The sequence below is a fragment of the Chryseobacterium sp. T16E-39 genome, assembly GCF_002216065.1.
Classification (GTDB): Bacteria; Bacteroidota; Bacteroidia; order Flavobacteriales; family Weeksellaceae; genus Chryseobacterium.
Genome location: NZ_CP022282.1, coordinates 2,857,347 through 2,872,576 on the forward strand (window position 1 = coordinate 2,857,347; position 15,230 = coordinate 2,872,576).

A 15,230-nucleotide genomic window follows, 5' to 3' on the forward strand; every position below is an offset into this window, starting at 1 on the left:
TTTAAGGACAGGTTTGGTTTAGTGAGTTAATCCACTGTTTGAGGAGCTCAACACCTTCATCGTGTACTATTGTTCTTCCTAACAAAGGCATTCGCTTGCTCTCATCTGTAGAATTAAGTCTAAAGTTCATCACCGACTTATTATGATTTCCCGGTGTTATAATTTTTTCTAATGAAGGACCTAGAGGTTCGTCCGCCATTACACACACTCCCATATTCGTTAAGTTGGTTGTCTGGCTAAAACTCAAACGAATAGCACGATAATCACAACGGGCATTCTGCTGATGACAATGTGCACAGTTGATATCCAAATAAGACCTCAGTCTTATATCTACCGGCTTGCTTGTATCTCTGTAATTCACAGTGGAAACAATATTAGCAGGATAACTGACCAGATATCCTTCATCCACCAATTTCTGCAATTGATTTTTAATAAGTCCGGGATAATTATAATTTGTATTGAGGTTTTGAGGTTTTACACCGATTGGAACAGGTTTATTATCAAGTTTGTGACAGGCATAACATTCTGATTCCGATGGTATCCTGTAATCTTCATTAATAATATCATTATTCTCTTTTTTGAAGGTAATATTTTTAGAACTCCCACTTGCAAAATCAGTTCCTGTTACCAAATTAGCCTCTGTCTGATCATCATTCCACAAGTATTCTGCAAATATCCAACCACTTGACTTTCTGATCATGAGTCTGGTCTCAAGTATCTTTGTGGTATTGTTTGGCTGTATCGTATTATAATAAAAGCTTTTTATTAAAACTGTTCCAACAGGAAAATTCAGTGCTTTGCTATCTCCGTCATAAGTAGCTTTTACCCCATCAGGCATCCAGATAAATCTCTTTTTTAAAGCGTAGTCAGTAAAAAGGGAACTCGCTGGTTCATAAGGCAATACTTTGCGTGACGGCGTTAAGTTTTTAAGTTCTCCGGTAAAGAAAGAATATGTAGACAATTTAGCGTAAGGAACAGCATTAATATCAAAATTAACGGTAGAACTTTCTACTTTTACCCCTTCTATTCTATCATCATTTTTACAAGAAAACAGCACAATCAGGCATAAAAACATCAAATAGATTTTTTTCATTCATTTAGTAATTTAAGGAAACCAATATAAATAATAAACCTTAAAACAACCAAATATTTTACAATAAAAAAACCTTATTGATTAAAATAAAAAACTAAAACCGTTAAAACAAAATGAATTTATTAATAAAACAAACAACTTGACTCATAAAACAAAAATTAACATTTTAAAATAAAATGAAAATTAGACAAGGAATAACGATTAATATGTATAATTATCAAGACCATGAAATAAGAAAAATCAATCTGTATGTCTTTTAGCCCTTCGTAAATATTTCTCTACATTTTCTTTATCAGGCACAGTAGTAATCTCCTTTGAGAGCGCTTTTTCAAACTCTACTACTGCTTTAGAATATTCTTTTTTATTTAGGTAATATTTTCCAGCCTTGTAATAGACTTCCCAAAGATCAGGATTCAAAGCTTGATAACGTAGAATGAAGTCATCTGTAAGCATTTTATCACGATCATCAATAGCAGCATTTATTTGAGCATTCAGATGCTTATATTCTCCGAAATCTTTAAATTCCTGTGAATCAACAAAAGGATCTTTCGCTATATTCAAATCAGCACTTGCCAATTCTCCGGTTTTTAACCGGTCTTTCGAAAAGATTTTATTGAGATTATAACACACAAATTCTCCCAATTGGTAAGGATTTGAGGAGACCCATACCAATTTCTTTTGTGGTGAAAATATAACCGCATGATGAGCCAGCAGTTGATTAAGTGCCTTTTCATTTCCATACCCTATTCTCTCTCCCTTTAAGCCTGACCTATCTCTCAGTATAGCTGCCATTTCTTCGGGATTCAGTTTTTTGTTCTCCCGAAACAATTCTTCAAGTTTTTCATAACGGTATTCTGAGTGGCTTTCACGTATCTGTTTCCGGTTTCTTCTGTCATCCTTATATTCTTCAGATTGAAAATGGTTGGTACAGAAAATACGGCTTGAATTTTCAACCTTATAGACCCCCAATTTATTAGGGGAAACTTCGATAATAACAGCTTTCTTGTCATTAGCACTTCCAACCAGTATCGATTCTGAAACGAAAACTTTTCTTTTTTTTGCGATAGCAATTGCTTCGTCAATATTCCTGGCATACTGTAAAATCTCCCTGGTCACAAAAGATATGGGCGTTTTTGCCGTTAAGGGAATTTTAGACTTTCCCGCATTGATGGTCACAGTAATACCTTCTTTATTCATTCCCGAAACAACCCCGATCATTCCCGGCCAGCTTACAGACATATAAGGAATACCTGCTTCCGGTTCTACAAATTGAATAAGCTTATTTTTTGCAAAATCATCCCCGACATAGAAATCAAAATTACGACCTATCAAAAGGTCTCCATCTTCCGTATTTTCATTCCACACGGCTAATGAGCTGCATCCCACTATGGCAAGATCCTGCATCGCGTGTCCAATATCATGAGCTCCATGCAGATACAGACTCCTTAAATATCTTGGAGCAATAAAATCATACTGATCAGATGAATATCGGGATAAGCCATACAATTCCGCCTGATAGTCCTCCCGGATATTGAGGTACATTTTCCTGTTATACCATTTCAGAAAACCCCTTAATAACTTTTGTTTAAATTTTGACGGTACAAATCCCTCAACCTTAGAGAAGAAAACCGCTTCCTGCTTTTGCATCAGATCCTTAGTAAGAGCACCATTATTGTAACCCAGCTGAAGAGAATTTCCTTTAATATAAAGCTCCCATAGCTGCTGTTTATTTTTAGTTAAATAATTCTGATCAAAACTAAAAGTAGAATCATTGATTATCTTAACCTCCGGAATTTCCAATGAATACTGTTTGATATTTGGAAGATGGTGAATAGATTTTCTGATACCACAGGAAACAAGACCAAGCATGAAAAAAAGACAGAATAATAATTTTCTCATCTCATGATTTTGAATAAAAGAGATTTTTGCGAATCGAAATTCTACATTTTTCCTGGCTTCATGTTGAATGACAATATCGAGGTTATTTTCAATCATTTGCTTCAGTCATTTGTCTCAAACGTTCATCAATAAGTTCCTTCCCAACTATTTCTGCACAAGTATTAAACGCTCCTATCGTTACTCCTAAAATTCCATGCATATTAACAGACTGCCCCGTTAAAAAAAGATTATCAATTTTCGTCTTAGGCGAAACCATCGTTTTTAAAGGGTTTTCAGAACTTTTTACATAACCATACATATTTCCTTCAAAACTCCCAATATAATCCCGATAAGAGAGCGGTGAAGAGGTATAAATATTTGTAATCACTTTTTTAAGACCAGGAATTTTCTTTTCCAAAGCGTCAATCATCTTATACGCCTTGTCTAATTTAAATTCTTCATATGCGCTTCCTCTTTCGTGTTCTTCTACTACGGTACTTACCGTGTTTTGCCAGGTTTTAACCTCTTCAAAATCCATATATGAAATGGCCGTTATACTTTCTGCAAATTCAGGGTGTGGTCTTGATGCTGTTGAACTAAGCATATAGGTTTCCGGCCACATTTCTTTTTTATAACAGCAGGCATTCCAGGCCAGTTCTTCAGTCGAATAATGATAAACGTTATTATTAAAATAGGGGATCGTATTGGGTTTTAAAACAAGATAGACACTAAAACAAGAGGAAACCGGTTCCCAACTCAGAACCCTGTTCAGAAAGGATTTTCTCAATCGCTTCTCACCTATCAGTTGTATCGTTGAACGGATTTCTATATTGGAAATAAATTTCCTGGCAGCATACTCTTTCCCATTTCTGGTTTTTACAGCGACCAGAACTTCGTCATCATTAAAAACCATCTCAGAAACCTCAGCATGCTTGTGTACTTCAGCCCCATATTCCCGTAACTTCCTGATAAGTAATCTGGAAATCTGGCTCCCTCCTTTTACACATTTATAAGCGCTTTGAATATAGGAGTTAACCGTAAGGGCATGAACATAAAACGGGGTGTTTTCGGAATCTCCACCATATAGAAAATTAGATCCCAACAATACAGATTGTAGTTTTTTATCAGAGGTAATTGATTCTATGAACCTCCTGGTATTAAGATGAAGTACTTCATCGTTATAATGATTACTTCCGGTTACATTAAATCTCGGAAAATGGCTGCAAATGTACTGAATCTCTTCACAGTAACGTTCAAGATTCTCTTTTTCGTCTGGAAAAAACTCTACCAGTTGCAATACAAAATTATCATAACCCTGAGCATGCGGATATTCAATCTCATCTCCATTAAAAGTAATTTTATCGAATCCATCCACATCCATTTGTTCGATTTCCAGATCGTCCATTATTTCCAGATAGGAAAAAAACTGATTGAGGTTCTGCCCTTTTGACAACCCACCCAGATAATGAACTCCTGTGTCAAAGATCAATTTGTTCCTGGAAAAGGTCTGTAAATTTCCTCCGTATTGATTATTTTTCTCCAATACACATACTTTCAAGCCTTCTTTCGCTAAAATCAGAGCTGAAACAAGACCTCCTAATCCACTCCCGATTACAAGTATGTCGTATTCTTTTTTCAAAAGGAAAATATGTTATTAGATTATTTAAAAATCAAGATCAATCCTGTACTGTGACCTTCTTAAAATTGGAAATCTTAATTTTTAATTGGATATTGGCAGGCTAGGTTTATTATTCGTTTTTATGCCCTAAAAGTATAGAAAATTAATTAATATCATCCCAAAAATCAAAATAATTGAACCATTGGAGCGGATATTTCTGAAGCATAGACTCCAGATTCTGCACATACGAGTTGAGCAGTCCCTGAGCATCACGTTTTTTTACCTGTGCCACCCGGGCATAAAGATGATAATGAAGATTTTTTTCTTTCATTACATATACATATACCACCGGAACCCCAAGCCTGGAAGCAATAAGAAATGGGCCTGCCGGGAATTTTGCAGTTTTTCCTAACAGCCCTGTTTCAAGAAACTTTGAACCTTCAAAATAACGGTCTCCTGTGAAACAAATCAATTCATTATTTGATAGCGCTGTATTGATATCGAAAATATGGGACATATCATCTTTCACATAGATAAATTTGATATTACTTTTTTTCACAGCAACACTATCCATATACTCTTTAATCACCGTAACCTCCTGATCTGTAGTAACCAGATTAATCTGACAGTCAAAATCAATATCTGCAAAAAAATGCTCTGCAATTTCAAAGTTCCCGATATGGGCACTGATCAGAACCCCGCCTTTTTTCTCACTCAAAAGATCTTTAAGATTTTGAATCCCGTCAAATTCGTACGTAAAGCGGTTTCTAAGACCTACAGAAATGGCAGTCTTATCAATTAAAACTTTTCCGAAAATAAAATAACTTTTAAATACTGAAAGCTTAGATTTCCAAAAATTATATCCAAGCCTTTGGTTGAAATAATAAAAGATATACTGATTACTCTTTTTCAGGAATAGAAAGTAATAAGTGGCCACAAAATAAAGAACAAAATAAGAACTCTTAATGCCGATATTTCTAATACAGTAGACAAATATTTTATATCCCAATATTGTCCCTTTAGACTTACCCTTCCATTTGTTCATTGGTTATTTGTGCGACTTATGTAGAATTTTATGTAAAAAAAATAAAGTTCAATCAATAGTTATGCGTTTTTATTAGCTATTTTTTCTTCAATAGTTGAGTAGAAATCATCAAATGTGATCATCTTTTTAAAGTCTGCCTCACCCAATTTTACTCCGAAATTAGCTTCTATAATGACAACCATGTCAATATAATCCAAACTGTCCAAACCTAGTGTTGTTTTAAGGTTAGCGTCTTTGTTTATTTCATCGCTGTCTACCTCAAATTCATTTACTAAAAAATCATTAACGATAGCAACAATTTTTTCTCTTTCCATGTTTTTAATCAAATTTTTTTACAATTAATGCCGAATTCGTTCCCCCAAATCCGAAAGAATTGGACAAAAATACGTCAATTTTTTGATTTTTTGTTTTGGAGATTAAATTTATCCTTTTTGCTTCTTCATCAGGATTTTCAAGATTAATGTTTGGCGCTATGAAATCATGCTGCATCATCAACATAGAGTAAATGACTTCACTGGCTCCTGCCATCCAGCATTCATGCCCCGTCATTGATTTTGTAGAGCTCACAGGAACCTCTTCCCCAAAAATTTCATAGATCGCTCTCGCTTCATTAGCATCTCCTATTGGAGTCGAAGTTGCGTGAGCATTGATATAGTCTATATCTTTTGCCTGTAATCCTGATTGCTTCAATGCCCTGTCCATTGCTAAGGCAGGACCATCAACATTTGGAGTTGAAATATGTCCGCCATTTGAAGAAAAACCATACCCGATGATTTCACCCAGGATAGGAGCTCCTCTCCTTTGTGCAGACTCCAGACTTTCGACAATTAAGGTTGCAGCACCTCCACTTGGTATTAATCCGTCTCTGGCTGAATCAAATGGTCTTGATGCTTTTTCAGGGTGATCTTCTCTTGCAGAAAATACCCCTAATCCATCAAAACTCGCCATTGAATATTTATTCGTTTCCTGCGCTCCACCACATATAATCATCTCCTGCAATCCGCTTTTGATCATCAAATAAGCCAATCCCAAAGAATGAGACCCACTTGCACAAGCAGCACTGATCGTAAGATTGATTCCTTTCAGCTTAAATATTGTAGAAAGGTTCATGGTAACCGTAGAGTTCATTGACTTAAAAATGGCTCCTGACCCCATTAAGGTCGTATCCTTCTTCTCCCTTGCAATATCAATTGCTTCCACTACAGCCTGAGATACACTGTCATTTCCATATAAAATACCCACTTCATGCAGATCAAGAAAATCTTCTTCAATTTGGGCCTGCTTCAAAGCATCAACGGTAGCGAGGTAAGCATATTCGCTTTCTTCCCCCATACTTACACGCTGTCTTCTGTTGAGAAGTCCTTTAAGATCCGGCTTGGGAACTTGTCCCGTTAATCCCGACCTATACCCAAAATCTTTTCTTTCCTGTTCAAGAACAATACCTGATTTTCCTTGATATAGGGATTCCTTCACCTCTTCTAATGAAGTTCCGATGCAAGAATAAATTCCCATTCCGGTAATTACAACCCTATTTTCCATCTTTTCTTATTCTATTGATTATGAGTAAATACCGCCATTAATATTAATCACTTCCCCTGTAATGTAAGAAGATTTCTTTGAAGCCAGAAATGCAACCAGTTCGGCCACTTCTTCTGCTTCTCCAAATCTGTTGGCAGGGATCATCGCTTTTAATTCATCTTCATTAAACTCCTGCGTCATATCTGTTCTGATAAATCCCGGAGCTACAGCATTTACGGTTATATTTCTTTTAGCAACTTCTTGCGCCAGTGCTTTTGTAGCACCCACCACAGCACCTTTTGCAGCAGAATAATTGGTTTGCCCGGCAGTTCCTTTTACTCCGGAAACTGAAACCATATTGATAATCCTACCATATTTGTTACGTAACAATTTCTGAATAAAGAAGTTGGTTACATTGAAAAATCCATTTAAACTGGTATTGATCACACTGTTCCAGTCTTCATTTTTCATCCACATAAACAAACCGTCTCTTGTAATCCCGGCATTGTTTACAATAACCTCAACAAGTGCATCGGCATTATTTTCCTGCCAATCTCCCAGTACTTTCAGGGTTTCTTCAGAATTACCTACGTCAAATTTAAGAATCTCTCCCGTTGCACCAAGCTCTACAACTTTTGCCAGCGTCTCTTTTGCAGCGGCTTCATTCGATGTATAGTTAATCAGTATATGATAGTTTTTTTCCTCCGCTAGCTTTATACAGATCGCTCTTCCAATACCTCTGGAGCCTCCTGTTACAATTGCACATTTCATGTCTTAGTGTTAGTTTTAATTATGAAAAAGTTCTGCATTGTAGAACCATTTATTTCCTAATAAATTTCCTTTTGTATCTAAAAACCCCCATTTACCAGATTTTTTTACTCTTGAAACTCCATTATTAAATCCCTTATTCTTTTCATTAAACCCAAAGCTCACAGAGATCTCATAATCCATTGGAATTACCACTTTCCCTGTGGTGTCAATGAATCCCCAGTTCTTTCCCTTTACGGCGGCAAGATTATCATTACTAAAAACCTCTGCATCACTATACATAGGCTCTATAACATAATTTCCTTCTTTATTTATATATCCCCATTTGCCTCCTTCGAATACAGGAGCTAAATTCTGATTAAAAGCTCTTGCTTTGGCAAACTTTGGTTCTATGATCCATTTCCCGGTTTTATCAACAAACCCTACCTTCCCATTTCTTTTAGCATAGGTAAGTGTCTGATTTCCAAAATCCCATATTTTATCCGCTCCTTCTACCACAGTAAATACACTTCCATCAATAACGCCATATGCTTTTTCTTTTTGCGCCCACGTTACCCCATTCACATATTCTCCAACATCTTTATATTCTACAGGAACGATCACCTTTCCATTGGTATCAATGATTCCCCACATTCCATTTTGTGATGCTCTCGCATATCCATTTTGAAAAGGCTTGATCACGTCATATTCTGCACGGATGGTCACTTTTCCTGCCTTATCAAATGCACCAACCTTATTTCCAACTTTCATGAAAGCTACTCCACTGGTAAAGTCATAAATTTTATCAGAATAAGGCATCGTCTGTTTTTCACCTTTTTTATCAATGTAAAACCAAGCCCCGTCACGTTCCACAGCGCAAAAGCCATCATTAAAATCCCTTGTTCTCGAAAATGATGGTTCTATAACCATTTTACCGTCCTTACCGATAAACCCCCAGCTGTCTTTTATCTTTACTGCAGCTAATCCATCTGAGAAATCTTTTGCGGCATCATAATTGGGCTGAATACTATAATTCCCCGATTTATCTATATATCCTATTTTGGCTTTTTCTTTTACTAAAGCCAACTCCTGAGCAAATACACTTTGGCCCAGGATCATTAATGAAATAACTAATATTTTTTTCATGCTTCTGTATTTTTAAGATATTGCTTTACTTTTTCCAGATAAGGATACATCACCATATCATCAGAGAAAGCCGGTATTATTTTTCTAATATCTTCATACAGCTTCTTTGTAGGTGTCGACACTTTATCCTGGAAACCAAGATATTCAATAGCCTGAACAACAGTAATTGCCTCTATACTTAACACTTCAAAAGCATTTTCTATTACTTTTCTGCAAATAACAGCAGCATTGGTCCCCATGCTTACAATATCCTGATTATCATTATTATTGGGAATACTGTGAACATACATTGAATTGGATAACATCTGGCTTTCAGCAGTTGTAGACGTTGCTGTAAACTGCACTCCCTGCATCCCAAAATTAAATCCTAATTTACCTAAATTAACAAAAGGCGGTAAAATTTCATTGATCTTGGAGTTCAGAAGATAATTAAGCTGTCTTTCTGCAAGCATTGTTAATTTTGTTACCACTAATTTTAGCTTATCCATCTCCAATGAGATATAATCTCCATGGAAATTTCCGCCATGATAAACATGCTGATCTTCAACGTTAATGATCGGATTATCATTTGCGGAATTCACCTCATTTTCAAGCACTTCTTCCGTGTATTCCAGAGTATCCAATACCGGACCTAAGATCTGAGGAACACATCTTAATGAATAATATTCCTGAACTTTTTCTTTAAATACTTTTTCCTGTTCTTCGAAGTGAGTATATAGATGATCTTCTCTTTTTCGGATCAATTTACTATCGGATAAATGGGCACGCATTTTTTCTGCGATCTTTTGCTGGCCATGGTGTCTTTTGGTTCCATTTAATACCTCTGAGAAATGATCATCATAAGCCTGAACAATTTCATTGATCGCACAGGAAAGCTGCACTGATATTTCCGTAAGCTGATTGGCTTTATATGCATTAACAGCTCCGATACCAGACATCACTGAAGTTCCGTTCATTAGAGCAAGACCTTCACGAATTTCAACTTTTATCGGCTGCAACCCTTCAGTTTCAAAAACTGCTTGTGTCGATTTCCTCTCTCCTTTATAAAATACCTCACCTTCTCCGATTAATACCAATGCTAAATGAGCTAACTGAACTAAATCACCACTCGCACCAACTCCTCCATGCTCAAAAACCAACGGTGTAATATCCCTGTTTATTAATTCTTTAAGTAAATAAATTACAGAACTATGAACCCCAGATTTACCAAGAGATAAGGTATTAAGTCTTGCCAACATACAAGCCTTAACTTCTGAAGCAGGTAACGGAGTTCCGATTCCTGAAGAATGGCTTCTTATCAGATTATATTGAAGCTGATGAGTATCCTCATCACTTATTTTAAATTGAGCCATCGGCCCAAAACCTGTATTTACACCATAAATTATCTTATTCTTTGAAAACTCCTTTAAAAACTGAAAGCTTTCTTCAACTCTTGTTAAAAGTGCATCATCCAGTTCTATTTTTTCATTTTCAATAATAATTTTTTGAAAATCCCTCAGTGTTAAAAAGTTGTCTATTTTCATTAATCAGAAGTAATAATAGATAATTTTATAAAATATTAATTAATTGTCACTAATTTTGCGGCAAAGATAGAAGTTATTATTAAAATAAAAAATCAAAGATGGGTAAAGAGTTTGTTGATGTTCTTGTAATAGGTGCCGGACCTTCAGGATGCGTATCTTCCTCATACTTAAAGAAGAACAACATTAACGTAAAGGTTGTTGAAAAAACCAAATTCCCAAGATTAGTCGTTGGCGAAAGCCTAATTCCCAGGGTAATGGATCATTTCGATGAAGCCGGGCTTTTCCCTGCTTTGGACAAAATGAACTTTGAGAAGAAGCTGGGTGCCCGTTTCTTACGAGGTGACGAAGTCTGCCTATTTGATTTTAGCGATAAATTTGGAAGTGGCTGGGACTGGACCTGGCAGGTTCCAAGAGCTGATTTTGATCATACACTAGCTAATGAAGTCATCAATAAAGGTATTGATCTGGAATTTGAAACAGAAGTCATTGATATCCAATTTGAAGGAACAAATTCTGTAACCACTGTAAAAAATAAGAACGGAGAAACAAAAGAGATCCATGCAAAATTTGTTATTGATTCCAGTGGATATGGCAGGGTTTTGCCCCGTTTACTGGATTTGGAAAAACCATCAAAACTATCTCCGCATTCCGCCATTTTCTCCCATGTGAAAGACATCAACAGGGAAGAGGGAACAGAAGGTACTTTAATTTCCTTTGACATCATTGAAACAGAAGTATGGCTGTGGGTCATCCCTTTTTCAAATGGAAACACCAGTGTCGGAATTGTAGGACCTACTGATTATATCGAAAAGTTGGCAGAAAATGGAGACACAGCAGAAGCACTTAGAAAAGCCATATCACTTTCCGATTATTATGTAAAACGTTTCGGAAATATTGACTTTCTTTTTGAACCCAGACATCTGAAAGATTATTCCTGTTCTGTTAAAAGTTTATTCGGTGATGGATTTGCACTGACAGGAAATGCCTCTGAATTCTTAGATCCTGTTTTTTCATCAGGAATGGCTTTCGCCACAGAATCAGGAATGTTGGCTGCAAAGCTGGCGATCAGACAATTAAATGGAGAATCCATAGACTGGCAAAAAGAATATGCAGATTATATATTATATGGAGTAGATGTATTTACGACCTATGTAAAAGAGTGGTACACCGGAAATCTTCAGGAATTATTCTTCCATCAGCCAGAAAATCCTGATGTCAAAAAGAAAATATGTGCAGTTCTAGCAGGCTATGTGTGGGATAAGGATAATCCTTTTGTGAAGAAACATGACACCGTGATAAAAAATCTTGCTAATCTGATTAAAACAGAAAAACAACAGCAAGAATTACAATAAAAAAAAGCGGTCCGACTATTGAGGCCGCTTTTTTATTATGATTTATATCGTTTTTTATCTTAAATCGATAAAGGTAATAGGTTTCCTACTGTTTGGATTATGAACAATTTTAGATAAAGTCTCCAATTCTATAATTTCAATCTTCGGACTCACCCGTAGTTTTGCACGAAAATGATCCCGGACTTCATTAACAAAAGTCTCAGGTTCAGCATCTGTACTTACCTTAATAATGATTTCATCCAATCCAATTTCATTAGACTGAATAACAATCTGAAAGCATTGTAGATTATTAAAATCATTTAAAATATCATTCATGGCAGGTGGATACAAAGTAGTCCCCTTATATTTGATCATCTGTTGCTTTCTCCCAATCACAGGACCAAGCCGCATCGTATTTCTGCCACATTTACAGGCTTCATAATGAGCTTTTACAATATCCCCTGTTTTAAATCTGAGTAAAGGAATCGCCTCAACCCCAAGAGTCGTAATCGTTAATTCACCACTTTCACCTTCTTTTACGTGATTTCCTTCATCATCAAGAATCTCAGTAATAATTAATTCTGGATGATGATGTCCCCCAATCTGGAATTCGCATTCTGTAAAAGCAGTACTCATTTCCGTCGAAGCATAAGTAGAGAATAATTTGATATCCCATTTTTCCTTAATTTTCTGGGAAAGAATATTATCTGTGAAATCCTGATTTTTTATACTTTCTCCAATACAAACAGCTCCATAAATGCTGGAGTTTTTGTAATCCAATCCATGTTTTTCAGCATAGTCGATCATTTTCAATAAAAAAGAAGGAACCGTAATCAGGTATTTGGGCTGATATCTGAAGATCGAGTCCCATTGCAATTCCGGAATCCCGGGACCCATTCTTACTACGCTCGCTCCCATTTTTCTTAATCCTAAAAAATAAGCCAGCCCAGCCATAAATCTTTTATCGATCGTGGTGATCATCTGCACCACATCTCCTCTTTGTATTCCGGCGCACGCAAAAGAGATCGCTTCATTATAAGCCAATCTTTCAAGATCAAGATCTGACAGTCCAAAAGTAACCGGATCCCCCAAAGTTCCCGAAGTAGTACTATAATCTACAATTTTGTTTGGGGGAATACAGAAAAAATCATGATTATGCTGTTGCAAATCATTCTTTGTGGTTGTAGGGATCTTCTTTAAATCTTCTAAAGATTGGATATCATCAATACTGATATTATTTTCTTTAAATAATTTCTGATAAAATGGCGAGTTATTTTCAAGATAAATTAGCAGTTCCTGAAGTTTTCCCTCTTGAAACCTTTTAATCTCCTGAAGGTCTGATTTTTCAATTGACGGATAGAAGTCCAATGGTTTTATTTTTATGGAACAAATTTATTCAATTAAAATTAAAAGATTGAATGATTAAAAGATTAAAAAATGAAACCGCTCCTAATTTTATCTCTGAAATGTAAAAGTTTGTGTATTTACGTTTCCTGCGGTATTAGCCGTTGTAACTTTCAACGTGTGCAAGCCTGAACCTTTTGGACAGTGCTCGTCAAAAACATAAACAAAATTATCTTTTACACGGGTAAACCTGAGCCATTTTCCGTCCATTTCAGCACGGAATGATTCAATATCTCCTATTTTAGTAACACCTTTTAATTGCAGAGAGCTGGTTCCTACGAGTGCTCCCTCCTTCCAACCCGAAGAGACAGAAGGCAGGCTGTCATCTATAAGCAACCTTGCAACACCTAATCTCTTAAACACTCCTTCTAGCCAATTGTCATTCCATTTTCCTTTGACAAAATCCTTATCACTTCCATAATTAAGTTCTATTACAGACTGATTCTTTTCCGCATTGCTCACATTTCTGTTTGGTTTTATTTTTAAAGAATAGCTGTCATGAACAGGAACATACAAACTATGCAAAAGAATCGCATTAGAAGGCGCCTCCGGGTCAGGTCTTTCAGACATATTGAAATTGACCTCATCATAAACCGAATTTTTACTAAGATTGATTTCTGCATTTTCAGTTTTAATTATCTTTCCTTCATTTGGCTTTACCGATTTATTACCGGAAGGCACCCTATCAGAAATCTTACTTAGTTGGATTTGCGTTGTTAGTCTGCTTGTATTTCCATTGATATCTTTTAAAACAATCTCGATCGTATGAATGTCTTCGTCCTGAAGATTAACAATTCCATTGGAACCGGAACTATAATCAGGCAACTTCATTCCCGGCAATGTAGATAAATGCTGAATACTCATCTTATCCCGGATGAATTTTGCGTAGTCAATACACCCATTGATATAGCGGGTATCATCATAACTTACTTTATCAATTTTAAAACTGTATATCAATTTATTATCCATCAGCAACTGAGCCTCATAAATTCCTAAATTAAAACCCTTATTTGCTTTATCTACAGCTTTTATCGCAAAGCTTACTGAAGGCGAGGAGACATAAACGATATTAGAAGTGTATACATTTCCTGTTTTTTTCACAGCAATGTCATTAGCCCCTGGCTCATAGCTACTGAAACGTCTATCATACCAATATAGCCCACTGATAATGGGTGCAATACTATCCGGAATAGTAAAACCGAAAAGCAGAGGATTAAGGCATTCTTCGGTCTTTGTATCTCTGATCTCAAAATGTAAATGAGGTCCCGCGGAACCTCCTGTATTTCCACTTAATGCAATTATCTGACCCTTGGTAACGGGAAACTCTCTGGTAGAAAATGTAATATCCTGCTCCCATTTCTCATCTTGATACTGCTTCTGTTTTACATATTCGTTAAGCGAATCAAAATAGGAATTCAGATGGGCATAAACGGTTGTATATCCATTGGGGTGTGTGATGTAAACGGCATTTCCAAAACCATAGCGTTCAACTTTTATCCTGCTCACATAACCATCTGCAGCCGCAACCACCGGTAGATTTTCCTGACTATTGGTTCGTATATCCAACCCCATGTGAAAATGATTGGATCGGACGGCTCCAAAATTTGCGGCCAACTGTATGGGAATATTCAATGGATTTCTAAAATAGTTCTGAGGGTACTTATTCTGGCCAAAAATCAGACTTCCACTGATGCAACAAATAGTAAACAATAATTTCAAAAGGATTTTCATTCAAGTGGTTTTTAAGTGTTATTTTAAAGTTACAAAAATTTGCTTATTGATTTTTCACTGATCACATCATGTTATTTATGGTCCAATTAAAATTTTAAGCTAAAAAAATCTACGTGATCTACGCAAATCTGCGAGAGGACATTTTATATTTTGGTTTAAACCAAATAATAAAATGTACAATTTGGAAGTGGGCTAA

Annotated in this window: 12 protein-coding genes; 1 reads left to right on the forward strand and 11 read right to left on the reverse strand. The window is 36.0% G+C overall.

Features of this window, described 5'->3' with window-relative positions:
• Position 1: 1 nt before the first annotated feature.
• From CEY12_RS12860 to hutH, 9 genes are all read right to left on the reverse strand, one after another.
• Positions 2–1,093 carry a hypothetical protein gene (locus tag CEY12_RS12860; protein ID WP_089028066.1) on the reverse strand — a complete coding sequence of 364 codons (1,092 nt, stop codon included), beginning with the start codon at positions 1,091–1,093 and terminating at the stop codon, positions 2–4.
• Between the two features lie 240 nt (positions 1,094–1,333).
• On the reverse strand, positions 1,334–2,992 hold the full coding sequence (locus CEY12_RS12865) for a C45 family peptidase (RefSeq protein ID WP_089029871.1): 1,659 nt from the start codon (positions 2,990–2,992) through the stop codon (positions 1,334–1,336).
• 88 nt (positions 2,993–3,080) lie between these two features.
• Positions 3,081–4,610, reverse strand: a complete 1,530-nt coding sequence (locus CEY12_RS12870) for a phytoene desaturase family protein (RefSeq protein WP_089028067.1) — start codon at positions 4,608–4,610, stop codon at positions 3,081–3,083.
• Positions 4,611–4,752: 142 nt separating this feature from the next.
• Positions 4,753–5,634: a lipid A biosynthesis acyltransferase gene (locus CEY12_RS12875; RefSeq protein WP_089028068.1), complete on the reverse strand. Its 882-nt coding sequence runs from the start codon at positions 5,632–5,634 to the stop codon at positions 4,753–4,755.
• Positions 5,635–5,693: 59 nt separating this feature from the next.
• Positions 5,694–5,948, reverse strand: a complete 255-nt coding sequence (locus CEY12_RS12880) for an acyl carrier protein (protein ID WP_089028069.1) — start codon at positions 5,946–5,948, stop codon at positions 5,694–5,696.
• A gap of 4 nt (positions 5,949–5,952) precedes the next feature.
• Complete coding sequence (locus CEY12_RS12885) at positions 5,953–7,173, reverse strand: beta-ketoacyl-[acyl-carrier-protein] synthase family protein (RefSeq protein ID WP_089028070.1); 1,221 nt, start codon at positions 7,171–7,173, stop codon at positions 5,953–5,955.
• Between the two features lie 18 nt (positions 7,174–7,191).
• Entirely contained in the window at positions 7,192–7,923 is a 732-nt protein-coding gene (gene fabG / locus CEY12_RS12890) for a 3-oxoacyl-ACP reductase FabG (protein ID WP_089028071.1), read from the reverse strand.
• Positions 7,924–7,938: 15 nt separating this feature from the next.
• Positions 7,939–9,045, reverse strand: a complete 1,107-nt coding sequence (locus CEY12_RS12895; RefSeq protein ID WP_089028072.1) for a WG repeat-containing protein — start codon at positions 9,043–9,045, stop codon at positions 7,939–7,941.
• Positions 9,042–10,568: a histidine ammonia-lyase gene (gene hutH, locus CEY12_RS12900; RefSeq protein WP_089028073.1), complete on the reverse strand. Its 1,527-nt coding sequence runs from the start codon at positions 10,566–10,568 to the stop codon at positions 9,042–9,044. The genes CEY12_RS12895 and hutH overlap by 4 nt, the downstream gene beginning before the upstream one ends.
• 98 nt (positions 10,569–10,666) lie before the next feature.
• Here hutH and CEY12_RS12905 point away from each other — a divergent pair, with 98 nt between their 5' ends.
• The gene (locus CEY12_RS12905) at positions 10,667–11,920 is read left to right on the forward strand and encodes an NAD(P)/FAD-dependent oxidoreductase (RefSeq protein ID WP_089028074.1); all 1,254 of its coding nucleotides are present in this window, start codon (positions 10,667–10,669) and stop codon (positions 11,918–11,920) included.
• Between the two features lie 54 nt (positions 11,921–11,974).
• On the opposite strand, the gene CEY12_RS12910 is transcribed toward CEY12_RS12905, so the two are convergent.
• Both CEY12_RS12910 and CEY12_RS12915 read right to left on the reverse strand, forming a co-directional pair.
• On the reverse strand, positions 11,975–13,267 hold the full coding sequence (locus tag CEY12_RS12910; RefSeq protein WP_089028075.1) for a phenylacetate--CoA ligase family protein: 1,293 nt from the start codon (positions 13,265–13,267) through the stop codon (positions 11,975–11,977).
• Between the two features lie 87 nt (positions 13,268–13,354).
• Complete coding sequence (locus CEY12_RS12915; RefSeq protein WP_089028076.1) at positions 13,355–15,034, reverse strand: M23 family metallopeptidase; 1,680 nt, start codon at positions 15,032–15,034, stop codon at positions 13,355–13,357.
• Between the last annotated feature and the right edge of the window lie 196 nt (positions 15,035–15,230).

What these genes read in the sequence shown, in the direction of transcription:
- CEY12_RS12860 (WP_089028066.1), bottom strand. Translation starts at nt 1,093, where the DNA reads ATGAAAAAAATCTATTTGATGTTTTTATGCCTGATTGTGCTGTTTTCT.
- CEY12_RS12865 (WP_089029871.1), bottom strand. Translation starts at nt 2,992, where the DNA reads ATGAGAAAATTATTATTCTGTCTTTTTTTCATGCTTGGTCTTGTTTCC.
- CEY12_RS12875 (WP_089028068.1), bottom strand. Translation starts at nt 5,634, where the DNA reads ATGAACAAATGGAAGGGTAAGTCTAAAGGGACAATATTGGGATATAAA.
- CEY12_RS12880 (WP_089028069.1), bottom strand. Translation starts at nt 5,948, where the DNA reads ATGGAAAGAGAAAAAATTGTTGCTATCGTTAATGATTTTTTAGTAAAT.
- CEY12_RS12885 (WP_089028070.1), bottom strand. Translation starts at nt 7,173, where the DNA reads ATGGAAAATAGGGTTGTAATTACCGGAATGGGAATTTATTCTTGCATC.
- fabG (WP_089028071.1), bottom strand. Translation starts at nt 7,923, where the DNA reads ATGAAATGTGCAATTGTAACAGGAGGCTCCAGAGGTATTGGAAGAGCG.
- CEY12_RS12895 (WP_089028072.1), bottom strand. Translation starts at nt 9,045, where the DNA reads ATGAAAAAAATATTAGTTATTTCATTAATGATCCTGGGCCAAAGTGTA.
- hutH (WP_089028073.1), bottom strand. Translation starts at nt 10,568, where the DNA reads ATGAAAATAGACAACTTTTTAACACTGAGGGATTTTCAAAAAATTATT.
- CEY12_RS12905 (WP_089028074.1), top strand. Translation starts at nt 10,667, where the DNA reads ATGGGTAAAGAGTTTGTTGATGTTCTTGTAATAGGTGCCGGACCTTCA.
- CEY12_RS12915 (WP_089028076.1), bottom strand. Translation starts at nt 15,034, where the DNA reads ATGAAAATCCTTTTGAAATTATTGTTTACTATTTGTTGCATCAGTGGA.